Consider the following 22305-nt stretch of genomic DNA (forward strand, 5'->3'; position numbering starts at 1 on the left):
TCCATGCTCACCCGCATACCCTGCGGACCGGAGCGTGCGATGCCTGTCGAACACACCTACACGCTCGGCCTTGCCAAGGTCTTCCTGTTTTTCTTCATCATGCTGGGCCCCCTGAAGGTCATCGGCCCGTACGTGGCGATCACCCATGCCATGCCTGCCGAGGTCCGGCGCAGCATCCCCTGGAAGGTCACGGCCATTGCGATGATCGCGGTGCTCATCGGTGGCTATGTGGGCGCAGGCCTGATGCATAACTGGGCCATCTCGGCGTCGATCATGGAGCTGGCGGGTGGGATCGTGTTCTTCCTGGTCGCGTTGCGCATCGTGCTGGCTCAATACGCCGAGCCGGCCGCCGCATCGCCATCACCGACGCCGGCCACACCCGTCATGCGCCTGGTCTTTCCCGTGGTGGTCACGCCCTATGGCGTCGCCACGGTGATCACCCTGATGGCGGTGAGCGCGGACGCGTCGCGGACGTTGGGGATCGTGGCCATGGCCGTGCTGGTGATGGTGCTGAACCTCATCACGATGCAGTTTGCGCACCAGATCATGCGCTGGATCACGCCGTTGCCGCTGCAGATCCTCGGTGCGGTGCTGGGCATCCTCCAGGTGGCGCTGGCGTTGCAGATGATCGCCCAGGTGCTGTTCGCCATGTTCCACGGCGCGCACCTCACCCCTTGACGCTGTCGTCCGCCACGCAGCGAAAGCCGATGTGGCTGGTCGAGGTATCCACGGCGTGCGGGTAGCGCGCCGCGGGGCGATAGCGCTGGCAATAGTTAGGTGCGCACAGGTGTGAGCCACCCTTGAGGACCCGGCGCGGGATGTGCGCCGCGTCGCGGCCGTCGGCACTCTCTTCGCGGTTGCCGCCGCGCGGGTTGGTCGGCACGCAACAGGCTTTCTGTGCATTCGCCGGGTGGTGGTCGCGGTACCAGTCGGACGTCCATTCCCACGTGTTGCCGATCATGTCGACCAGCCCGTAGCCGTTCGCGGGGAAGTGCCCGACGGGGGACGTGCGGGCGAAGCCATCGTCCAGGGTGTTCTCCCACGGAAAGCGACCCTGCCAGTAGTTCGCCAGCACATGGCCCATGGGGGCGAGGAACTCGCCCCACGCGTAGTCCGCTCCATCGAGGCCGCCGCGTGCGGCGTATTCCCATTCGGCTTCGGTGGGCAGTCGCTTTCCCGCCCAGGCCGCATAGGCTTCGGCGTCGTCGGCCGCGACATGGACCACGGGATGGTCATCGAGTCCGTCGATGTCGCTGTCCGGGCCCAGCGGGTGGCGCCAGTCGGCACCAAAGACGAATTGCCACCAGTAGCCCAGCTCCATCGGCACCGGTCCCGGCGGCGGTGTGAACACCAGCGAGCCGGCGCGCAGCATGTGCGGCAGGGCTCCTGGGTAGTCCTCCGCACGCGGCGCCCGCTCGGCGACGGTGACATGCCCCGTCGCCGCCACGAAGCGCGCGAACTCGGCGTTGGTCACCGGCGTGCGGTCGATCCAGAAAGGATCCACCCGCACGTTATGCACGGGCTGCTCCTCCGGATAGTAGTGCGCCGAGCCCATGCGGAAGACGCCGCCGGGCAGGGCCACCATGCCCGGGTTCTCTGTCGTGACTTGCCGTGCAGGCTGCATGGGGTGGTTCCTGTGGATTCGGTGGGCCTGGGTGCCATCGTCGCCACGGGCTCGCTGGCCTGCGTCCGTGCAATTACGGCACCGCCTTCGGTAGTTTTACGGGGTATGCCAGTGCGACACGAAGGAATCGCCGCGCAGTGCCGCGTGCACGGCGTCCACGAGTTCGTCGCCGGCGGCCGTTTTCACGACGAAGCCCCTGCCGATTGCCAGCGCCCGGCGCACGATCTCGGGTTCGTCATGCACGCTGACGAAGACAATCGGGATCCCGGGCAACCAGCGCACCAGCCGGCTCGCCGCTTCAATCCCGTCCATGCCCGGCATGCCGATGTCCGTGACCACCACGTCCGGGCACAGGCGCGACGCCCAGGTCAGCAGCGCTTCGCCGTCGGTGACCACCGCCACGATCTCAAAATCGTCCTCGAGCAGTCGCGTCATTTCGCGAGACATCTGCGGATGGTCTTCCGCCAGCACCAGCGAAGGGCGGCGGGCAAGGACAGTCTGGGCTTCCATGCCCTGACTCTCACGGTTCACCGTGTATCGGGACAGCGTAAACGCACGCGTAAGAAAGTGCGTATATCTACTTCCGCTGCGTGCCTAGAAAAACAGGCCCAGCTCCTCGGAACGCCGCACCAGCTCCAGCGTGCTGTGCACGTCGAGGATCTGCATGATGGTGTACTTATGCGCCTCCACGGTGCGCACCGAGAGGCCCAGCTGCGCGGCAATCTGCTTGGAACGCAGGCCCGTGCCGACCAGGCGCAGCACTTCGCGTTGCTTCGGCGTGAGCTCGTGCAGGTCGCCCATGTGGCCGCGCAGATAACGCGCACCCAGTGACGGCGTGACGTAGCTGCGGCCATCCAGTACCTGCTGCAGGGCAACCAGCAATTCCTCGCCGGCCGAAAGTTTCAGCACGTAGCCGTTCGCGCCGGTACGCATCGCCGTGGCCGCCAGCGCGGGCTCGGCATGCATGGTCAGGAATACGAAGGGCACCGTATTGCCTTCCGAACGGAGGATCTTCAGCACGTCCAGGCCGTTGCAGCCGGGCATGTTGATGTCCGACAGGACCAGGTCGGGTGCCTCCTTGCGCACATGGGCGAGCAGGGCGTGCCCGTCCTGGGCCAGCGCGGCGAGCTCGTAGCGTCCATCCAGGAGGCGCGTGATGCCTTCGGCCACCATGCGGTGGTCATCGGCAAAGACCACGCGAGGACGCGTGGCACACATCACATCGGTGTCATCGTTGTCGTCGGTATCCGAATACATACGTCCACTCCCTTCCCAGGTGTACTGCAAATATCAAAGCTGCCCCCCAGCAGCTTCGCCCGTTCATGCATACTGGTGATGCCAATGCCCATGCGCGCGGATGCGCAGGGCGCCATGTCGAAGCCCTTGCCGTCGTCGAGGATGCGCAGCGTGGCGATGCCGTCGTCCACCGAGGCGTGCAGGGTGATGTCGCGGGCATCGGCATGGCGCACGGCGTTGGCGAGGGCCTCCTGCGCGACGCGGTAGAAACACAGCGCGATCTCCGGGGACAGGGTATCGATCGCCTCATCCGCCAACAGGTGCACGGTGGGCCATGCGTGGCCCTGCGGATGCCGGCAGAGTTTTTCCAGCGCACCGCGCAGGCCGGCATGCTGCAGGCAGCTGGGATGCAGCTGGTGCGATAGCTGGCGCACGTCGTCGCACAGGGCGACGACCCGATCCTGCACGCCGGTGACGTCGGCGCGGTATTCGGGCGCGAGGCGCTTGCGCAGGGTCGAAAGATCGATGCATGCGGCGGCGAGGCGCTGGTTGATGTCGTCATGGAGGTCGCGGGCCAGCCGGGCGCGTTCCTGCTCCTGCGTGGCGATCAGGCGCCCGGCCAATTCGTGCAGTTCACGGTGCGCGGCCACCAGCGAGCGGCGGCTGGCGAAGCGTTGTTCGACCACCACCGCGACGGCGAGGGCGGAGATCGCCGCAAGGAGGGTCCATACCTGCAGGGCCAGCGTCGTGCGCTCGGCCGACGCCAGGGTGAAGGGGCCGTGGCCATGCGAGGTCATGTGCGCGGCGATGACGGCGACGGTGAACATCGTCAACGAACTGCCCGGCATCTGCGCCCCGAGGATGGCCGCGATCACGATGGGCGTGGGCGCGAGGCAAAGCAGGGGCCGGTACTCGACGCGGTCGCCAAACGCGTACCAGAGGATGGTGAGGATCACGAGGGCCAGGACGAGGAGGATGGCGAAGCCGGTGTCCAGGCCGCCGCTGCTGCGCAAGGCGGACTCGCGGGCGCGCAGGCTGCACCACGCAGGCACATACAGCGCATAACCGAGCGCGTGCGCCGTGGTCAGGTTGGCCCATCCCGACAGCAGGCTCTCGTGCAGGCTGGTGAAGTGGCTGAGCCAAAGCGTGAGGGTGACAGACACGACAGGTAATGCGATGACGGCTAGTAGGGTGAACACCACCAGCATGTGGAAGTCCTGCAGCGCCGGCATGCGACGCGGCATCCGCCGCATGCACCACGCCGCGGCGGGAATCAGCGCCATGCTCGGAATGGCGACGAGGGCGACTTCACTGAGTGGGAGCCCGAAGGCGCTGATGGTCGCGACCACTCCGGCGTAGGCACAGGCGACGAGTGCGGGCCAGAGTGCACGTGACGTCGCCAGTAGCGCGCCCAGCAACACGGCGCCGGGGAACCAGACGACATGCGTGCCGTTCTGGTGATCCCACAGCAGCGTGGAGAGCAGCTGCGCAGCGACCACCCCGGCGCATGTCGCTGCGCACCAGGTTGCTGCCTGCCGCTGGTCGAATGCCCGATCCCTCATCAGGGTCGCTCCAGACACGCCCGGATGGCGCGCTTTCGTATGCATCGTGCGGTGCCGCCGACCCCCGCGGCGACAGACTCGATACTACGGGGACCGTAGCTGTTCGGAAAGGGCAAATACCGCTCTAACTCGCAGTTTTATCTAAGTAAATATGCGTAGTTTTGCTGGCCTGTTCTTCGCTGCCGCTCCCACCCCGCACAGCGGAGACTGCCGGGAACACCGGTATCGAGGCCACGCGCATGCGCAAGAGCTGGATAGCTGCCGCGGCGCTTTGCGCCTTCACGCCCGTGATGGCGCATGCGGCCCCCACGCAACCCTCGCCGTGCATCGGCCTGGTACTGGGTGGCGGCGGCGCGCGTGGCGCGGCCCATATCGGCGTACTCCAGGTACTGGAGCGCGAGCACATCCCCATCTGCAAGGTGGGCGGCACCAGCATGGGCTCGATCGTCGGCGGCCTCTACGCCGCGGGGTACTCGGCGGACGAGATGGAACACGTGATCGGCGCACTGGACTGGAAGGATCTGTTCTCCGACGACCCCGATCGCGCCGAAGAGCCCATGCACCGCAAGGACGCGGACTACCGCTACCTGCTGAACTTCGAGGTGGGCTACAAGAACGGGCACATCGTGACGCCAGCGGGCGTGGTGCAGGGCCAGAAGCTGTTGCTGCTGCTCCGCCGTCTGCTCATCTCCACGTGGGACGTCCATGACTTCAACGACCTGAACATCCCGTTCCGCGCCGTGGCCACCGATATCGTCGTCGGCAAGCCGGTGGTGTTCGCCAGCGGCGATCTTCCCCTGGCCATCCGTTCGAGCATGTCCGTGCCGGGGGCGTTCGCGCCCACCAACGTGGACGGCAAGCTGCTGGTGGATGGTGGCCTGATGGACAACGTGCCCATCGACGTCGTGCGGGCCATGGGCACGGACCGGCTGATCGTGGTTGACGTGGGCTCACCGCTGGCCGAAGAGTCGCAGCTCAGCAACCCCGTGGCCCTGCTCAACCAGATGGTCAGCGCGCTGATGGCGGAGAAGACCGATCGCCAGCTCAAGGACCTCGCCGACGACGACATCCTGATCCGGCCCGCGCTGGGCACACTCGGGGCAGGGGAGTTCAATCGCGCGCCCGAAGCCATCGCCATCGGCCGCGCGGCGGCCGAAGCGGCCCTGCCGAGGCTGCGCGCACTCACCGCGTCGCCCCAGGTCTGGCAGGCCTGGCAGGCCAACCATCGCCAGCGCGAGTTCGATCCCAAGCTGATCGCGTTCGTCGACGTCGATTCGAAGAAAACCTTCGCCGCGAAGTTCGCCGAAAAGCAGATGCAGCCGGAGATCGGCAAACCGTACAACGCCAAGGACGTCGAGGCGCGCATCGGCACCATCTACGGGCAGGGCGGCTACCAGCAGGTGGATTATCACCTTGAGGAGCGCGACGGTGAGCGCGGTATCCGCCTCACGCCGGTGGACAAGAGCTGGGGTCCGATCTACGGCAAGATGGGCTTCCAGCTGGATGACGACTTCAACGGGCGTAGCGAGTACCTGATCTCCGCCGAGCTTACCGCGACCAACCTCAACCAGAGCGGTGGCGAGTGGCGCAATACCTTCTGGAGCGGCCGCATTGGCGGCGTGCGCTCGGAGTTCTTCCAACCCTTCGGCCAGGGTTCCACCGTTTACGTGCAACCGACGCTGACGGCGCGTAACGAAGACGTCCCCGTGTTCGACGGCAAGGGTGACAAGCAGCTGGCCGAATACCGAATCCGCCGCCTGGGTGGTGGTATCGAGCTCGGCTGGACACCGGCCCCGTACTGGCGCATTTCCACGTCGATAGCGCGTGGACGCGACGATGGCGACCTGCGTGTCGGCACGCCCTCTGCTTACCCCAATGGCATTTCGGACTATGCCTCGCTGGGTCTCGGGCTGGACTGGGATAGCCTGGATAACGCGCAATTCCCGACGCGGGGTGCGCACATGAACCTCGATTACTCCAGCTACCGGACCTTCCTCGGCGGCAAGGTCAGCGGGGATGTCGTGCGGCTGGTGGCCGACTGGGTGCCTGACTGGGGGCTCAGTACCGGGCGCTATCACCTGTTGCTTGGCGTGCGTGCGGCGAGCTCGCTGGACAACACCAATTTCTTCGAATCGCAGAGCTTCATCGGCGGCTTCCTCAATCTCTCCGGCTACGGAGAGCGCTCGCTGTACGGCACGCAATCGGCGCTGGGCCGCGCGGTGCTGTACCGGCGCACAGGTAACCTCGATGCCATCTTCTCCACGCCCATCTTCATCGGCATGAGCCTGGAGGCGGGCAATACCTGGCGGGACAAGAGCGACGTGCGCCTGGATTCGCTGATCTACGCGGGAAGCATCTTCGCCGGCGTGCAGTCACCACTCGGCCCCGTGTTCCTCGGTGTCGGCCATGCCGCGGGTGGGCACACCGCCGTGTATCTCACCTTCGGATCGCTGCTGCGTCCCGGGCTTTAGGCGGTAGTTTTACCTACGTGGCTTGAGTGTAGTTTCGCTTAAACGCGGCGCCCGGTGCCTTCAGTGTAGGCAAGCCATCACGAGAACGGACGCCGCCATGAATCGTCGCATTGCGTTCGCCCTGTTGTGCGCCTGCCTTCCCGCCACCAGCCTGGCGACCGAGGGGGCCTTGGGGCGATCCATCACCGGTGCGCAGATCACGCCCTACGTCGGCATCATCCCGCCGGACCCCGGGCTGCACTTCTCGATCAGCTATATCAATTATTCCGGGAACATCGGTGCGAGCCGCGAGGTGCCGATCGGCGGCCTCGCCGCGGTCAACCTGCGCGCGAAGGTGGATCTGTACGCCGCCACGTTTGCCTATATCTGGGATACCGGCAAAGGCCGCTGGAATATCGCCAGCATGTTCACCATGCCGTACATCCGGCCTGCCGTCACCGCAGGACTCGTCATCGGCCAACGCCAGGGCCAGGTCAAGGACAGCGCGTCCGGCCCGTTCGATCTGTACTTCGCACCGGTGATCGCCAGTTACCACGTCAGCGAAGTCGAGCACTGGTCGTTTGGCGTTTACGTGTACGCACCGACGGCGCGCTATGACAAGGGGCGGCTCGCCAACCTCGGCATGAACACGTGGACGTTCACGCCGGGCGTGGGCTACACGCACCTGTTCGATCGTGGTTCGATCGAGCTGAGCGGCCTGGTCGGCGTGGACTTCTCGACGAAGAACAACGCCACGGATTACAGGAACGCCCCGGTGGCGCATCTGGACCTGCTGGCGATGAAGCGCACGCCCAGCGGCTGGGGTTTCGGCGCGGTGTTCGGCTGGATCCAGCAGACCAGCGACGACAAGGGGCCGACCGCAGACCGTCTCAACGGTTTCAAGGGGCGCGCACTGGGCGCCGGCCCTGCCATCGACTACAAGAAGTCCTTCAGCAAGGACAGCAGCATCGACTTCACGCTTCGCTACGTGAAGGAGTTTGACGTGAAGAACCGGATCAAGGGCGAACCGCTGGTTCTCAACGTCTCGTTTGCGCTGTAGCGCGCGTCATGCAGGACGCTGCAGGCACGGTGATGCCGATTGACGTGGTGGTGGCCGACCATCACCGAGTCGTCGCGGAAGGCGTGGGCGCGTTGCTCGCCCCAGCCGTACGCAGCGTGTCGCTGGTGCACTCGGCGGCCGCGCTGCTGGAACGGGTGGTGCCGGGCATGCTCGTGGTGGGCGACATCGACCTGCCGGACCTGCCCGGACTCGAGCCGCTCCGTCGGCTTGCCGCGCGTCGCGACGATACCCGTTTCATCGTGCTGTCCGGGCATGACGAGCCGCTGGTGGTCCAGGAGGCCATGCAGGCCGGTGCCTGGGCGTACGTACTGAAACACTCGCCACGCGGCGAACTGCTGGACGCCCTGCGTGATGTCACCGAAGGCCGTCGCTACGTGAGCCCCAGCCTGATGGCGGCACTGGTGAACGCGCCGGCGCCGGTGCACCGGCTGACCCGTCGCCAGCGCGAAGTGCTTGAGCGCATGGCACGTGGCCTGCGCGCCACCGATATCGCTGTCGAGCTCGGCATCTCGGTGCGCACCGTGGAAAGCCACCGCCAGGCCCTGCTGGAACTGTTCCGCGTGCACAGCGGCGTCGCCCTGGTGCGCGAGGCCATGCGCATGGGCCTGATCCGCGATCACGGTGGCCTGCCGTAGAACTACGTACCGACAGCCGGTAGCTCTTCGCTGTCCCCGGTATGCCGGTGTGCCCACAGTTTCCACTGACTTCGTCGAAGGAGCGTGCCGCCATGAAGCTTCGTCCCACCGTCATCGCACTCGTCGCCCTTGCCGGTTGCTCCACCGTCAGCATCACGAGCGAATGGAAGGATCCCGCATGGCGCGGGCCGCCGGCGTCCTCGGTGCTGGTGGTGGGCGTGGCCCGCAGCGACACCACGCGACGGCTGTTCGAAGACACCTTCGTTGGGCAGTTAAAGGCTGCCGGCATTCGCGCCGCGGCCAGTTACGACAGCATCCCGCCCGGGGAAGGTGGCTCGGCGAAGCTGGGTGACCTGGTGAAATCCACCGGCAGCCAGGCCGTGCTGGTGACGCGCGTGCAGCGCGTCGAGGACCGGATCAACGTGTCGCCTGGCCCCGGGGGCCCGTATGGCGGCGGCTTCTATGGCTGGTACGGCGGTGCCTGGGCATCCACGCCCGAGGTGACCCAGACCACCCTGGTGACGCTGGAGACCAGCGTGTGGGATGCGCGTGCGGACAAGCTGGTCTGGACGGTGAACACCCGCGGCGTGGCGACCACCGATATTCCCAAGGCCACCGAGACGCTCGCGAACACCCTGATCCCGAAACTCAAAGCCGACGGCGTACTGCGCTGAGCGAGGACATCCCATGAATCCGATTCGCATGGCCGTGCTCGGCCTTCTTATCAGCCTGCCGGGCGCGTCGTACGCCCAGCAGCCGGTGGCTTACCCGGCCAAGGGGCAGAGCACCGAGACGCAGGCGTCCGACGCGGCGTACTGCCGCAACTGGACGCAGTCGCAGACGGGCATCAGCCAGCAAATGGCGAACCAGCCGGCGGCCCAGCAGACCGGCCCTGCCGTCGGCGGGGGACAGCGCGTACGTGGCGCAGCGCGCGGCGCGGCGGCGGGTGCCGTCATTGGTGGCGTGGCCAACAACGACGCCGGGCATGGTGCTGGCGTGGGCGCCACGGCGGGTGTCGTCGCGGGTGGCATGCGGGCCCGGCAGGAGAAGCGGGCCAACAATGCCGCGGCGGTGAACCAGCAACAGAACACGCTCGCCACGTTCAACCAGGCCTATGGCTCATGCATGACCGGCCGGGGATACACCATCCGCTAGTGGAGCGGGCCGATGTCGCTGACCACGCTGACTACGGCGAAAATGCCGATGCCCAGCAGGGCCAGTGACACCAGCAGGGTCAGCGACACGGGGTAGGGCGAGGCCCCGTGGATGAGGCCTTCGCGGGTCATGGCGTCGCGTTCCAGCCGCAGGGTATGCATGTAGTACAGGTGATAGCTGATGCCCAGGAGGAGCATCACCACGCCCAGCCCGACCATGGCCAGGCCGAAATGCCGTGCGGCGCCGCTGCCCTCGGCGATGACCTTATTGGCGCGCAGCCGCTCGAAAAATTGCGCGATGGTGAAGCCGAAGCTGATCAACGATACCGACGTACGCATGATCGACATCAGCGTGCGGTCCGTGCTCATGCGCGTGCGCTGGAAGGACATGCCCGTGCGGCGCGCCGAGAGCTCCACCGCGGGGTCTGGCGAGGGTCCCATCAGTGCGGCGTTGACGTACTGGTACCTGTCGTCGTTCGAGGGCATGCGGTTCTCCACGGTGCGGGTGCCGTCACAGTGTCGGCGGCGCCGGGGTCGCGGCACAGCGCAAATGCTGTTGGGTGTGCTGGGTAGATTTACCTACAGGGCAATGGGCCGTACTACGCTTGGGTGGGTTCGTCTCACTACCGATGATCTAAGCCTGCATGTACTGAGGCGACGCCATGCTTAGCTATCGGTGGGAACTCCGGCATACCGTGGCATCCGTGGTGCTGTTCCTGGTGCTGGCCACATCGGGGCGGGCGCATTTCACCGCCGACAGCGACCCGTTGCCTTCGTGGAACGAGGGAGCGGCCCGCTCGGCCGTCATCAGCTTCGTCACGGATGCCGTGAAGGAGGGCGGTAGCGGTTACATCGCACCCGAGGATCGCGTCGCCGTGTTTGACATGGACGGCACGCTGGCGACGGAGAAGCCGTTTCCCGGTGCGGTCCTGCCGATCATCGCGGATGTGAAGACGGCGGTGGGCAAACACCCGGAGCTCGCGAACGAGCCCGGTATCGCCGCCCTGCTCAAGGGCGATATCGCTGCCGTCGAAGCCACCGGTGAGGCTGGCATCGCGCAGATTGCCGCGGCGGCGATCGACGGCCGTAGCGTCGACGAGGTCACTTCGGGCTATGTAAAGGAAGTCCGGACGCTGAAAAGCCCGCGCTACGGCGTGCCCTATACACAGCTGGCCTACCGGCCCATGCGTGAGTTGCTGGGCTACCTGGAGGCGAATGGCTTCCAGACCTGGATTTGCAGCGGCTCGCCGATCGCCTACACGCGCGCGTTGTCGAAAGAGGTGTTCGGTATCCCACCGGAGCGCGTCATCGGCACCAGCCTCGCCACCCGCGTGGAAGTGCGCGACGGCCGCGTCGTGCTGGCCTACACCGGCAAGGTGGACAAAGTGGTCGACCGCGACGGCAAACCCCCCGCGATCCACCTGGCCATTGGCCGCCGGCCCGTGTTCGTCGGCGGCAATGTCGGCGGCTTTGGCGACGTGGCGATGATGCGCTACGCCATGGACCGCGGCGGCCCCGCATTCGCGCTGTTGATCAACCACGACGATGCCGCCCGCGAGGCGGCCTATCCGGACAAGGGAGGCGATTCGCTCGCCGCCGCCTCGCGCTACCACTTCCGCGTCGTCAGCATGCGCGACGACTGGAAGAACGTATTCGACCCAACGGTGACCGCGCGTCCGCCGTCCCCCTGAAGACGCCACCGACCCACGTCAGGAGCCATCATGGCAACCAGCAAAAACGAAAAGAAGCCCGCGCCGGCCAAGGGCGGCGGCAAGGCGGGAAAGCGCCCGAACATCCTGGTGATCTGGGGTGACGACATCGGCATCAGCAACCTCAGCTGCTACACGCACGGCCTGATGGGCTACCAGACGCCGAACATCGATCGGCTCGCCCGCGAAGGCATGATGTTCACCGATTCCTACGGCGAGCAGTCGTGCACCGCAGGGCGTTCGTCGTTCATCACCGGACAGAGCGTCTATCGCACCGGCCTGTCGAAGGTTGGCGTGCCGGCCGCACCCATCGGCATGTCGGACAAGCTCATCACCATCGCCGCCGTGTTGAAGAACCAGGGTTATGCCACGGGGCAGTTCGGCAAGAACCACCTGGGTGACCTCAACAAGCATCTCCCCACGATGCACGGCTTCGACGAGTTTTTCGGCAACCTGTATCACCTCAATGCCGAGGAAGAGCCGGAGATGTACGACTATTTCCCGGAAAAGGATTTCCCGGACTTCGTCAAGGCGATTCGTCCGCGCGGTGTCATGCACTCCTGGGCAACCGACAAGGATGATCCCACGGAAGACCCGCGTTTTGGCCGGGTGGGCAAGCAGAAGGTGAAGGACACCGGTCCGCTCGATACCACGCGCATGGACACCTGCGACGACGAATTCGTGGCAGCGACCAAGGACTTCATCAAGCGCCAGGTGGATGACGACACCCCGTTCTTCGTGTGGTTGAACACGACCCACATGCACTTCATCACGCACACCAAGGAAGAGAGCCTCCGCCAGTCCGGTCGCTGGCAGTCGCCGTACCACGACACGATGATCGACCACGATCGCAACGTGGGTGAGGTGCTCGATTACCTCGACGAACTCGGTATCACCGAGGATACCTTCGTCATGTACTCCACCGACAACGGCCCGCACCGGAACAGCTGGCCGGATGCCGGTACCACGCCCTTCCGCAGCGAAAAGAACACCAACTGGGAAGGCGCGTTCCGCATTCCGCTGATTGTCCGCTGGCCGGGCAAGATCGAGGCGGGGCGGATCTCCAACGAAATCGTCCAGCACCACGACTGGCTGCCGACCTTCGCTGAGATCGCGGGTGCGCCGGGCGTCGTGGATGAACTGAAGAAGGGCTACAAGGCCATCGGCCGCACGTACAAGAACCACATCGACGGCTCGAGCCTGGTCAAGCACCTGACCGACGGCACGGCGCTCAGTCCGCGAAAGATGTTCGTCTATCTCAGTGACGATGGCGACGTGTTGGGTCTTCGCTACGACAACTGGAAGGTGACCTTCATGGAACAGCGCTGCAAGGGCACCATGCAGGTGTGGGCAGAACCGTTCACCCGGCTGCGCCTACCGAAGCTGTACAACCTGCGGACGGACCCTTACGAGTTCGCTGACGTCACGTCCAACTCGTACTGGGACTGGTTCATCCACCACGCGTACATCATCTTTGGTGCGTGGCGCCTGATGGATCAGTGGGCGGCGACGTTCAAGGACTTCCCGCCTGTCCAGCATCCGAACAGCTTCACCATTGATGATGCCCTGAAAGCCCTCAGTACCTCGGTGCGCGCGGACTGAGGCACGCAAACCTGCAGGAGCGCTGCGCTCCTGCAGGTGTCCGGCTAGCCGCCCCGGCGCAGTTCGCGGATCGCCTGGCGTGCCGCCGCCACGGCGTCGTCCTCGGCGGCTTCCACATAGGTATGCATGCGCTTGCCCGGCAGGCGGGCCACTTCGTCGCCCGCGGCGTTGCGCACGATGGCGTCGGCGGTGAAGCAGGTCACGTCGTTGTCGGCGACGTGATGCACCGTGACGATCTCGAAGGAATAGTCGGAAGGATGGCGGCGCACGGCAGCCTCCTAGCGCTCGCGCGAGAGGGTGAACGCGCCGATGGCCACGCCCAGGCCGATGCCTTCGCCGGCGCCGGCGAGCGACACGGAGACCTCGCCCTTGGTCATCACCTGGCCCGCGCCGTGCTTGACGATACCGCTATCCGCTTCGGCGGCCGCGTAGCTTCCCAGCGCATCGTTGATGGTGCGCAGGCCGGTGAAGTTGGCCTTGCCGTCCTTGATCTCCGACTTGCTCAGGGCCAGGCCACCGCCATTGGCGGTGATCTTTACCTTCATACTGCTGCCGTCCTTGCAGGTGATGGTGCCGTGGCCGGAGGCGTGTTTGTACAAAACGGCCCACGAGGAAAGGTTGAAACGCATGACGCACTCGACATAGGGCGCGGCATGGCCCGGCAGGGGCGCACACAACAGGGCAAGCAGGGCAACGGGGACGAGCGGACGCATGTTCATCGGTTCCTCCTTCGCAAGGCGCGGCAGGGTGCCGCTTCCAATCTATCCATTCGCTGCGACGACCGGGTCCGTAGTTGTACTGACGGCTACGCCGTATTCGCTCGGTAGCGGGTGGCTGCCGGCGGGGCGAGCATGCCTGCCATGAATGCATCGCATGCCAGCAAAGGTCACGATCTCAGCACGAGCAACGGGCTGGCGCTTCAGCGAACCCGCTTCGCCGGCGAGCGGACGCTCATGGCGTGGGTCCGTACCTCGTTCTCGATGATCACGTTCGGTTTCAGCCTGGTGAAGTTCTTCCAGTACCTGCGTACCGACCATCCGGACGGCGCCGACGCCGGCGTCCACTACCTGGGCCTGGTGATGATCCTGGTCGGCATCGGCGCGATCAGCGTGGGCATCTGGGAGCACTGGGGGTTGCTGAAGTCGCTCAACGCCGTGGATGAAAGCAAACGGACGACGCCCGCCCTCTACGTGGCCGGCGTCGTGGGCCTCCTGGGTATCTCCGCCCTGGTCACCGCCATGATCCGCACCCGCGGTTAGGTCAGCCAATGGTTGCGTCGTTTCCCCCCTGGGTCTTTAGCGTGTTCCTGCTGGCGGTCATGCTTATCGCCCGGGAGCTGGGCTACGCGCTGGAGCGGCGCCGCCGCCAGCGCGCCGACCCGGTCGACGACGGCACGAAGGCGGAGTTCGCGCTGAGTGCGGTGCTCGGCCTGCTGGCCCTGCTCATCGGCTTCACGTTCTCGCTCGCCCTTGCCCGTTACGAGACGCGACGCGAACTCGTCGTCTCCGAGGCCAATGCGATGGGGACCACCTGGCTCCGCTTCGACCTGCTCGCGCCGGACCAGCGCGACCGGGCCCGCGCGCTGATGAAGCAGTACGCGTCGGCGCGCCTGGCGTATGGGCTCGCCGCCAACATGGAGGACATGGTCGCGGCGTCGCACCGTGCCGATGACGTCCAGGCCCAGCTCTGGACCGAGATCGTCGCCTCGGTGAGCCCGTTGAAGAGCACGGCCTTCCCCCAGCTCTTGCTGGCCCCCGCGAACGAGATGATCGACATCGCGGGCGAGCGGACGGCCGCGGCCGAGGCGCACGTGCCTGCACGGCTGTTCGGGACGCTCGCCCTGTACGCCTTCGTGGCCGCCGGGCTCACCGGCTACCTGCGCGGGCGGTTCCGCACGGCGACATCGCTGGTCTTCATCCTCGTCGCGCTGGCCCTGGGGCTCGTCGCCGATCTGGACAATTCGAACAAGGGCCTGGTCCGCGTCCCGCAGGAGCCGATCGCCGCGTTCCTGCGCAGTACGGACGGCTCATGACTCATTGGAGCGCTCCATGACGACGACACGTGCTGCGTGGGCGTGCCTCTTCACCAGCGTGGCGATCTTCAGCGCGACGCCCGCCGTGGCGAGCGACCCGGATCCGTGGGGCGACGGTTGGCACAGCACCGTGTCGCTCTACGGCTGGCTGCCCGGTATTTCGCTGGATAGCCGGTTCCAGTTGCCACAGGGGACGGTCGTCGAGAACAAGTCCAATGGCGACATCTTCAGCAAATTGAGTGGCGCCTTCATGCTTGAGGCCACCGTGCGCCATGGCCGGTGGGGCCTCTATGGCGATGTCGACTGGGTGAAGTTCGACGACGAAAAAGGCCGCGTCGGCGCGATCGGCGGCCAACGCCTGGGCGCCGCGACACGGCTTGATACGCGATGGAACGCAAAAGGCGGCCTGGTCACCCTGGCCGGATCGTTCACCCTGGGCCACAACAGCCAGGGCTATGCGGATGTGCTGCTCGGGGCGCGGTACCTGTGGCTCAAGGGCAACATCGGGTGGAACTTCGGCATCACCGGCAACGGTGGGCGCCTGGATATCGCCGACGAAGGTCACCTGCACCGACAGACGCATGTGACGGACGGGATCATCGGTGTGCGCGGCCGCTGGACGCCATTCCCCAGCAAGGCGATCTTCATGCCGTATTACTTTGATATCGGGGCCGGCAGCTCGGACCGCACCCAGCAGTACGAAGGCGGCATCGGGTACATGTTCCACTGGGGCGATATCGCGCTCATTTATCGCGATGTCGAATACCACGAGCATGGTGCGGGCGCCTTCCTGAAGGACGTCCGCCTCAGCGGGCCCAGCCTCAACCTCACATGGGCATTCTGATCATGGAATCGGCGACCAACGCGCATAGCCTGATCGAAGTGTCCGCGCTCGGCATCGAGTTGCTCGCGACGGCCCTGATCATCGTGGCGATCATCGGTGCCACAGCGATCTACCTGGCCGGTCTCGTCCGCCAGGCGGCCCATCCGCGTGCACGCTACACGCAATACAAGCAGCGCCTGGGCCGGGCGCTGCTGCTTTGCCTGGAAATCCTCGTCGCCGCCGACATCGTGCGGACGATTGCGCTGGATAGCTCGGTGCAAAGCGTGCTTTCGCTGGGCCTGCTCGTGGTCATACGGACCTTCCTCAGCTGGTCGCTGATTCTTGAAGTGGAAGGCCGCTGGCCCTGGCAGCGCGAGGAGCCGGGGGCGCCCAGGGCCGCCGAGGCCGAGCACGAATCCGGCGGCGTCTACTGACTCAGTAGCGGTCGCGCCGGACGAAGTCGATATCGATGACTTCGGGCGTCCCGTCGACGGTCACGTCGATGCGCAGCGGCGTGCCCTGGCTGAGCACGTCCACCACCTTCCCTCGATCCGGCGCGGTCCAGTGCAGGTCCAGCGGCACGCTGCCGTCCACGGGCGCCGACGGATCGATCCGGCTGTACGGTGGCAGCGGCTGCCCGGCGACCGTCCATATGGCACCCACCAATCGCACCTCATGCCCCTTGCTGTGCATCGACACCGCGGGGTGCAAGGTCACGTCGGATTTGTTCACCACCATCATCGGCATCGATGCGACGAGATCATCCTTGCGCAGCTCGAAGGTGTCCTGTTCGGTGCGCTGCCAGCCCGACGGTACGTACACGGCCTGGCGGATGCCACAGCCGCTGAGAAGGGCGGCGGTAAGGAAGGCACACATGGCACGCGAGGTCGTCATGGGTGAAAGCGTACCCAGCGACGCGGCAACGCCGTTACGTAGTTATACGCAGCGCACGTCCGCACAACTGCGCTTCCTGCGCAGCCCTGCGCGACCGATGCTGGCAAGGAAACCCCATCAGGAGATCGTTCGTGAACCGGCAAAGGGTGTGGAAGACGATCCGCTTTATCTGCCTGGCAGGGTGCCTGGCCGCCGGGGCCGCGATGGCCCAGCAGCCTGCGCCATCGCCAGCATCGGCCGCCGCGGCACAGAAAACGTTCGATACCGGGCAGATCGACCAGTTCCTGGCGCCCGTGGCGCTGTACCCGGACGCGCTGCTGTCGCAGATCCTGATGGCTTCGACCTATCCCTCCGACGTCGCCGACGCGGTGGCCTGGTCGAAGGCGAACCCGAAGGCCACCGGTGACGCGGCGGTCAAGCAGGTGGGATCCCAGCCGTGGGACCCCAGTGTGCAATCGCTGGTGGCGTTCCCTGAGGTGCTGGCCCAGATGGGTGCGCATCCGGACTGGGTACGCAACCTGGGCGACGCCTTCCTCGCCCAGCCGGATGACGTGATGGCTTCCGTGCAGCGGCTACGTGCGCAGGCGCAGAAGGCTGGCAACCTCAAGACCACGGAGCAGCAGAAGGTCGTCGTGCAGCAGACGCAGCAGACGACGGTCATCCAGATCGAGCCCACGAATCCCGAAGTCGTCTACGTGCCCAGCTACAACCCCACCGTCGTTTACGGCACCTGGGCGTATCCCGCGTACCCACCCACGTACTGGCCTCCGCCGCCCGGGTACTACCACCCGGTGGCGACGGGACTTGCCGCGGGCCTCGCCTTCGGCACGGGTGTCGCCATCGCGAACTCGCTGTGGGGCGGTTTCGACTGGGGCCACAACGATGTGCATATCGATGTGAATCGCTACAACAACATCAACGTCCATAACCGCATTTCCGGTATCGGCAACGTCAACTGGAATCACAATGCCGCCAACCGGCGCGGCACGCCGTACCGCGATGCCGGCACGCGGCAGCGCTTCGATAACGGCGTGGGTGGCGCGCAGCAACGCCAGGCGTTCCGCGGCCACGATGCGGGCCAGGATGCCAATCGGCAGCGGGCGATGCAGAGCTTCGACAAACAGACGCACGGTGGTGCGGCCGCCTCGGCGCGGCGGCCGGGCGAGGCACCGATCGGTGCGAACCGCCCGGGTGGCGCAGGGGCGGGAACGCGCGATGGCGCGCTCGCTAACCGCGGTAATCGCGATGCCGGCAACCGCGTCGGTGCCAACGGCGCCGGGACACGCCGCGACAGCGGCGCCACGCGTTCCAACGCGTTCTCTGGCGTGCGCTCGCCGGACCATGCGGCCGTCCAACAGCGTGGCCAGAACAGCATGCGTAACGCCGGCGGCGGTGGCCAGCGCTTCAATGCCGGCGGTGGGCGTCCAGGTGGTGGCGCGGCGGCGCATCCCGTCAATCGGCCGGTGCCCTCGCGGGGCGGCGGCATGCGTCGTCGCTAGGAGCTGACATGAACATCCGCATCCCCAAGCATCTCGTGCTCGCGCTGCTGGTGACGTCCGCCCTGGCGACGACGTCACCGACCTGGGCCGCCGCAGCCACGTTCCCCACGCCGGAAGCGGCGGCCGATGCCTTCGTCGCTGCCCTGAAGGGCCCCGACCAGAAAGAGCTGGCCCGCATCCTCGGTGCCGACTGGCATACGTACATTCCCATCGACGGCGTGCAGCGTGACGACGTCGAGGCGTTCATCGCCGACTACGCCACCTCGCATACCATCGTGGCCGACGGTGCGAAGAGCCACCTCAGCGTCGGCAAGCAGGGCTGGACCTTGCCCATACCTCTCGTGCATGACGCGAAAGGCTGGTCGTTCGACACGCATGCCGGGCACGAGGAGATCCTCGTGCGCCAGGTAGGGCGTAACGAGACGTCCGTGGTCCAGGCCTTGCTCGCTTACTACGATGCCCAGCGCGAGTTCGCCGCCACGAACGCGGACAAGGCGGCCGAGCCGCATTACGCATCGCGGCTGGTGAGCACGCCGGGCAAACACGACGGCCTGTACTGGCCGCCGGAGGTGGATGTCCCCGAGAGCCCGCTGGGCATGGACTTCGTCGCGCCACCCAAGGGCGAGCCGTATCACGGGTATCGGTACCGCATCCTCACGGCGCAAGGCGCATCGGCACCGGGGGGTGCCTACAACTACATGGCGAATGGCGAGCTGGCCAATGGTTTCGCATTGCTCGCGTGGCCGGCGACCTACGGCGAAACCGGCGTGATGACCTTCGAGATCAGCCACGACGGCCAGGTGTTCGAGAAAGACTTCGGCAAGAACACACCGCAGGCCGTGACGGCGATCAAGACCTTTGATCCGGATTCGACCTGGAGCGAAGTGCCTTCCACCGTCAGCCCTTCGGAAAGATAAAGGTGACGACCGCACGGAATCCCCATCCGTGCGGTCCATTCTGCGTGGAGCTCAACCAGTAGCGCACGCCCGCGCCGAAGCTGACGGGCTGTTTGCCGAAACGGGTGACGTGCGAGATGTTGAGGTTCACCGGCACGGTGTACTCGTGCGAATGCCAGTCGTAGCTGGACTCGAGGTTGGCGCCATACGTCCACGCGGTCGGCGTGTTGTATGCGATGAAGGGCTGCAGGAAGGTCGCGCTGAGCGCGGGGCGGTTGTCGTAGCCATGGATGCTCGCGACGCCCCACAGGTGGTTCATCAGGAAACCGGTGGTCCAGCCGTGGCTCTGGCGCAGGATCAGCGCCGTCCAGCCCGCACCCCATTTCTTCGCGCCCAGGTTGGCGTCGCTTGCCGTCGGGATAAGGAAGGCGGGGCCAATGCCCCAGATCGCGCCGCCGGCCGTCGGGGCCTTGGGGGAGAAGAAGAAACTCTGGGTGATGTCGCCGAAGCCGGATTCGCTGCTGCCCGGCACCACGCCGGACTGGTCGGCAAAGGGCAGGATCGTACGGGAGATCAGGTTCCAGTCCTCATTCAGCGATACCGGGATCACCGGTTGCAGGTTGAGATAGGTTTTGTGGCCGCTGCCGCCTTGCCCGTAGCCCTGGTCGTAGTTGAACTGCAGCGGCACGCTGATCAGCGAGGCCACGGGGTTGGACAGCTTCTCCGCAAGGTCGGAATCGCCCGCAGGCTTCTCGCCAGCCGATTGCGCGGCGACGGCGAAAGGGCACAGCCATACGAGCAGGGCAGCGCAACGTTGCATGTTCATCGAAGGGAATCCTCGCCAGCAGATCACGCCGGACGGGCGCTCATGGGCAGGATCGGGGGCGGCCCCACAGGCCCGATAGCGCAGATAGGCGGAAGGTGGCTCCGCAAATTTACCTACCTTTGCCGCGTAGGCCTTCGCATGGCGAGCGGGCGCAAGCGCGCCATGCTGCGCCACATGCTTATCAATCCCCTGTTTGCCGAAGGCCTGCACGTGGCGCTGCTGCGGCGCATGCGGCTGATTCGCTCGGAAGACCGCGCGGAGGCGAGGCGACGTGTCGTGCTTGGCGTGAGCCTGGCCTGGCTGCCCCTCGCGGTACTGGCGACGTTGGCGTGGCTTGGGCTGGGTAACCCGGACGCCGCCGGCTTCTTCTCGGACATCACGGCACAGGCGCGCTACCTGCTGGCGGTGCCCTTGCTGATCGTGGCCGATTACATCGTGCTGCCGCGCCTGAAAGCCCTGGCCGGCTGCTTTGGCGGCTCGACCCTGCTGCCACCCTCCCGGCAGGACGCGTTCCTCGAACTGATGGCGTCCAGTCGTCGGCTCAGCGCGGGTCCGTGGCCGTCCACGATCGTTGCGCTACTGGCCTACGCCACCGTCATCAGCCTGGCCGCGGCCCTGCCTCCCGCGGAGTGGGCGGCATGGCAAAGCAATCCCGTGACGCACGCGCGAAGCCTGCCGGGTTGGTGGCACCTGCTGGTCAGCATGCCGATGGTGCTCGGCCTCACGCTCTCGTGGGTGTGGCGGTGGATGCTATGGGTGCGCGTCATGTGGCGGCTTTCGCGCATGGGCCCCGTGCTGGTCGCGTCGCACCCGGATCACGCGGGTGGGCTGGGCTTCCTCGCCGAATCGGCGCGTGCCTTTACGCCCGTGGTGCTGCCGCTGGCGGTGATCGTCGCCGCCACGATGGCGCATAACCTGGTGCTCACCGGGCAGACCGCCGTGGGTCACGAGGCCACGCCCGTGATCACGGCGGTGCTCGCCGTGGTGATCACGGCAAGCCCGCCGTTCCTGTTCATGCGTGTATTGCTCGCCGCCCGCCACCTGGGCTGGGAACGCTATGGCGAACTGGCGCGCAGCATGGGCCTCGTGTTCGAGGCCCGCTGGCTGGACGGGAAAACGCCGGTGGACGACACCACGCTGGAGCGGCCGGACTTCTCGGCCACCGTGGACCTGTACGGCATCGTCACCAATAGCTGCGACATGCGCCTGATGCTGTTCGACTACGCGACTATCGTGACCGTGGCGATCAGCGCGCTGTTGCCGTTCGCACCGCTGTGGATCGCCGCGGTGCCGTTCGACCAGCTGATGGACAAGCTGGTCGGCATGCTCGTCTGAGCCCGGCGCCGCTTAGAAGACCAGCGAGGCCATCTTGCGGCGGTAGGTGCCCACGAGTTCCGCGTCGTCCAGGGTGGCGAACGCGGCGAGCAGGCGCTTCTTCGCCTGGCCGTCGTTCCAGTCACGCTGGCGCTTGAGCACGTCGAGGAACTGGTCGAGGCCGGTCGGTACGTCACCTTCGATCAGCAGGCGAACGCCCAGCAGGTCGCGCGCTTCCCAATCGTCGCCGTTGGTCTCCACGCGCTGGCGCAGCTCGGCCAGCGACGGGGCGCCGGTCAGGGCACGGGCCAGGTCGAGCTGGCTGCGCAGGCGTACGGCGCGCGGGTCCGTGGCGAGGTTGGCGGGCAAGGCGTTGAGCTCGGCCTGGGCCGGGTCCACCTGGCCGGCGCGCATCAGGGCCAGGGCGAGGTCGAGCTTCAGCTCGGCGCGGCCCGGCTCGGCCGCGATGGCCTGCTGGATCCGGTTGATGGCGTCTTCGGCCGTTTCCGGCGCCGCCTCGGCCGCCGTCGCGCCGGCCTCGCCGTCGGCGGGCTGGATGCCGTTGCGGGCCAGGAATTCGCGCAGCTGGCCTTCCGGCACGGCGCCGGCGAAGCCATCGGCCATCTGCCCGTCCTTGATCAGGATGACGGTGGGGATGCTACGCACGCCAAACATGGCGGCCAGGTCCTTTTCGGCGTCCACGTCGATCTTGGCCAGGCGGAAGGCGCCGTTGTACTCGACGGCCAGCTTTTCCAGCATCGGGCCCAGGGTCTTGCAGGGGCCACACCATTCGGCCCAGAGGTCCACGAGGATCGGGGTTTCCAGGGAGGCCTGGATGACGTCGTTCTCGAACCCGGCCGTGGTGGCGTCGAAGACATGCTCGCTAGGGGTCTGGGCGCTGCTCACGGGAGGCTCCTGGGATAAGGGAAAGATGCCCCATAGGTCGGGGAAGTCGGCCAGCATATCAA

At 66.2% G+C, this 22305-nt stretch carries 25 protein-coding genes and 1 pseudogene; 15 read left to right on the forward strand and 11 right to left on the reverse strand.

Going from position 1 to position 22305, the window contains the following annotated elements; translation table 11 throughout:
* The first annotated feature begins 39 nt into the window (after nucleotides 1–39).
* Complete coding sequence (locus FIV34_RS05465) at nucleotides 40–678, forward strand: MarC family protein (protein ID WP_170207517.1); 639 nt, start codon at nucleotides 40–42, stop codon at nucleotides 676–678.
* Here the strand turns inward: FIV34_RS05465 and FIV34_RS05470 are convergent.
* From FIV34_RS05470 to FIV34_RS05485, 5 genes and pseudogenes are all read right to left on the reverse strand, one after another.
* A complete protein-coding gene (locus FIV34_RS05470; protein ID WP_246058755.1) occupies nucleotides 668–1624 on the reverse strand; it encodes a formylglycine-generating enzyme family protein in 957 nt (318 codons plus the stop codon). The genes FIV34_RS05465 and FIV34_RS05470 overlap by 11 nt on opposite strands.
* Before the next feature lie 96 nt (nucleotides 1625–1720).
* Nucleotides 1721–2134, reverse strand: coding sequence for a response regulator (locus FIV34_RS05475; RefSeq protein ID WP_139980440.1), 414 nt, complete (start codon nucleotides 2132–2134; stop codon nucleotides 1721–1723).
* 84 nt (nucleotides 2135–2218) lie between these two features.
* Nucleotides 2219–2557: a LuxR C-terminal-related transcriptional regulator gene (locus FIV34_RS21465; RefSeq protein WP_425462918.1), complete on the reverse strand. Its 339-nt coding sequence runs from the start codon at nucleotides 2555–2557 to the stop codon at nucleotides 2219–2221.
* Nucleotides 2540–2881, reverse strand: a pseudogene (locus FIV34_RS21470) (response regulator); the annotation flags it as partial. The gene FIV34_RS21465 and the pseudogene FIV34_RS21470, both read right to left, overlap by 18 nt.
* Nucleotides 2842–4422: a sensor histidine kinase gene (locus tag FIV34_RS05485; protein ID WP_170207518.1), complete on the reverse strand. Its 1581-nt coding sequence runs from the start codon at nucleotides 4420–4422 to the stop codon at nucleotides 2842–2844. The gene FIV34_RS05485 and the pseudogene FIV34_RS21470, both read right to left, overlap by 40 nt.
* A gap of 239 nt (nucleotides 4423–4661) precedes the next feature.
* Here FIV34_RS05485 and FIV34_RS05490 point away from each other — a divergent pair, with 239 nt between their 5' ends.
* The 5 genes from FIV34_RS05490 to FIV34_RS05510 all read left to right on the forward strand — a co-directional run bounded on the left by FIV34_RS05490 (nucleotide 4662) and on the right by FIV34_RS05510 (nucleotide 9743).
* On the forward strand, nucleotides 4662–6893 hold the full coding sequence (locus FIV34_RS05490) for a patatin-like phospholipase family protein (RefSeq protein ID WP_139980444.1): 2232 nt from the start codon (nucleotides 4662–4664) through the stop codon (nucleotides 6891–6893).
* Between the two features lie 97 nt (nucleotides 6894–6990).
* Nucleotides 6991–7932, forward strand: a complete 942-nt coding sequence (locus tag FIV34_RS05495; protein WP_139980446.1) for a SphA family protein — start codon at nucleotides 6991–6993, stop codon at nucleotides 7930–7932.
* 8 nt (nucleotides 7933–7940) lie between these two features.
* Entirely contained in the window at nucleotides 7941–8588 is a 648-nt protein-coding gene (locus tag FIV34_RS05500) for a response regulator (protein WP_139980448.1), read from the forward strand.
* Between the two features lie 92 nt (nucleotides 8589–8680).
* Nucleotides 8681–9262 (forward strand): hypothetical protein, encoded by a 582-nt coding sequence (locus tag FIV34_RS05505; RefSeq protein WP_139980450.1) that lies wholly within the window; start codon nucleotides 8681–8683, stop codon nucleotides 9260–9262.
* Nucleotides 9263–9275: 13 nt separating this feature from the next.
* Nucleotides 9276–9743, forward strand: a complete 468-nt coding sequence (locus FIV34_RS05510; protein ID WP_139980452.1) for a YMGG-like glycine zipper-containing protein — start codon at nucleotides 9276–9278, stop codon at nucleotides 9741–9743.
* On the opposite strand, the gene FIV34_RS05515 is transcribed toward FIV34_RS05510, so the two are convergent.
* A complete protein-coding gene (locus FIV34_RS05515) occupies nucleotides 9740–10228 on the reverse strand; it encodes a YidH family protein (RefSeq protein ID WP_211352714.1) in 489 nt (162 codons plus the stop codon). The genes FIV34_RS05510 and FIV34_RS05515 overlap by 4 nt on opposite strands.
* A gap of 176 nt (nucleotides 10229–10404) precedes the next feature.
* Here FIV34_RS05515 and FIV34_RS05520 point away from each other — a divergent pair, with 176 nt between their 5' ends.
* Complete coding sequence (locus FIV34_RS05520) at nucleotides 10405–11433, forward strand: haloacid dehalogenase-like hydrolase (protein WP_139980454.1); 1029 nt, start codon at nucleotides 10405–10407, stop codon at nucleotides 11431–11433.
* A gap of 30 nt (nucleotides 11434–11463) precedes the next feature.
* On the forward strand, nucleotides 11464–13053 hold the full coding sequence (locus FIV34_RS05525) for an arylsulfatase (protein WP_139980456.1): 1590 nt from the start codon (nucleotides 11464–11466) through the stop codon (nucleotides 13051–13053).
* Nucleotides 13054–13097: 44 nt separating this feature from the next.
* Here the strand turns inward: FIV34_RS05525 and FIV34_RS05530 are convergent, their stop codons facing one another.
* Nucleotides 13098–13322, reverse strand: a complete 225-nt coding sequence (locus tag FIV34_RS05530) for a hypothetical protein (protein ID WP_139980458.1) — start codon at nucleotides 13320–13322, stop codon at nucleotides 13098–13100.
* Nucleotides 13323–13331: 9 nt separating this feature from the next.
* Nucleotides 13332–13772, reverse strand: coding sequence for a hypothetical protein (locus FIV34_RS05535; protein WP_246058757.1), 441 nt, complete (start codon nucleotides 13770–13772; stop codon nucleotides 13332–13334).
* 141 nt (nucleotides 13773–13913) lie between these two features.
* On the opposite strand from FIV34_RS05535, the gene FIV34_RS05540 reads away from it, so the two are divergent.
* The 4 genes from FIV34_RS05540 to FIV34_RS05555 are packed head-to-tail and all read left to right on the forward strand — an operon-like array spanning nucleotide 13914 to nucleotide 16342.
* Complete coding sequence (locus FIV34_RS05540; protein WP_170207519.1) at nucleotides 13914–14312, forward strand: YidH family protein; 399 nt, start codon at nucleotides 13914–13916, stop codon at nucleotides 14310–14312.
* A gap of 41 nt (nucleotides 14313–14353) precedes the next feature.
* Nucleotides 14354–15085, forward strand: coding sequence for a bestrophin-like domain (locus FIV34_RS05545; RefSeq protein WP_139980461.1), 732 nt, complete (start codon nucleotides 14354–14356; stop codon nucleotides 15083–15085).
* Between the two features lie 16 nt (nucleotides 15086–15101).
* Entirely contained in the window at nucleotides 15102–15929 is an 828-nt protein-coding gene (locus tag FIV34_RS05550) for a hypothetical protein (RefSeq protein ID WP_139980463.1), read from the forward strand.
* Nucleotides 15917–16342, forward strand: a complete 426-nt coding sequence (locus FIV34_RS05555; protein WP_211352715.1) for a DUF1622 domain-containing protein — start codon at nucleotides 15917–15919, stop codon at nucleotides 16340–16342. Before FIV34_RS05550 ends, FIV34_RS05555 begins: the two co-directional genes overlap by 13 nt.
* 1 nt (nucleotide 16343) lies before the next feature.
* On the opposite strand, the gene FIV34_RS05560 is transcribed toward FIV34_RS05555, so the two are convergent.
* Nucleotides 16344–16802: a hypothetical protein gene (locus FIV34_RS05560; RefSeq protein ID WP_139980464.1), complete on the reverse strand. Its 459-nt coding sequence runs from the start codon at nucleotides 16800–16802 to the stop codon at nucleotides 16344–16346.
* Nucleotides 16803–16933: 131 nt separating this feature from the next.
* On the opposite strand from FIV34_RS05560, the gene FIV34_RS05565 reads away from it, so the two are divergent.
* Both FIV34_RS05565 and FIV34_RS05570 read left to right on the forward strand, forming a co-directional pair.
* The gene (locus FIV34_RS05565; RefSeq protein WP_246058758.1) at nucleotides 16934–18301 is read left to right on the forward strand and encodes a DUF3300 domain-containing protein; all 1368 of its coding nucleotides are present in this window, start codon (nucleotides 16934–16936) and stop codon (nucleotides 18299–18301) included.
* An 8-nt stretch (nucleotides 18302–18309) separates the two neighbouring features.
* Nucleotides 18310–19218: a DUF2950 domain-containing protein gene (locus FIV34_RS05570; protein ID WP_139980466.1), complete on the forward strand. Its 909-nt coding sequence runs from the start codon at nucleotides 18310–18312 to the stop codon at nucleotides 19216–19218.
* On the opposite strand, the gene FIV34_RS05575 is transcribed toward FIV34_RS05570, so the two are convergent.
* Nucleotides 19199–20023, reverse strand: a complete 825-nt coding sequence (locus tag FIV34_RS05575) for a transporter (RefSeq protein WP_246058759.1) — start codon at nucleotides 20021–20023, stop codon at nucleotides 19199–19201. The genes FIV34_RS05570 and FIV34_RS05575 overlap by 20 nt on opposite strands.
* 138 nt (nucleotides 20024–20161) lie before the next feature.
* On the opposite strand from FIV34_RS05575, the gene FIV34_RS05580 reads away from it, so the two are divergent.
* The gene (locus FIV34_RS05580; RefSeq protein ID WP_139980468.1) at nucleotides 20162–21358 is read left to right on the forward strand and encodes a hypothetical protein; all 1197 of its coding nucleotides are present in this window, start codon (nucleotides 20162–20164) and stop codon (nucleotides 21356–21358) included.
* 12 nt (nucleotides 21359–21370) lie between these two features.
* On the opposite strand, the gene trxA is transcribed toward FIV34_RS05580, so the two are convergent.
* Complete coding sequence (gene trxA, locus FIV34_RS05585) at nucleotides 21371–22243, reverse strand: thioredoxin (protein WP_246058760.1); 873 nt, start codon at nucleotides 22241–22243, stop codon at nucleotides 21371–21373.
* Nucleotides 22244–22305: the final 62 nt, after the last annotated feature.

Source organism: Luteibacter pinisoli (assembly GCF_006385595.1).
Lineage (GTDB): Bacteria > Pseudomonadota > Gammaproteobacteria > Xanthomonadales > Rhodanobacteraceae > Luteibacter > Luteibacter pinisoli.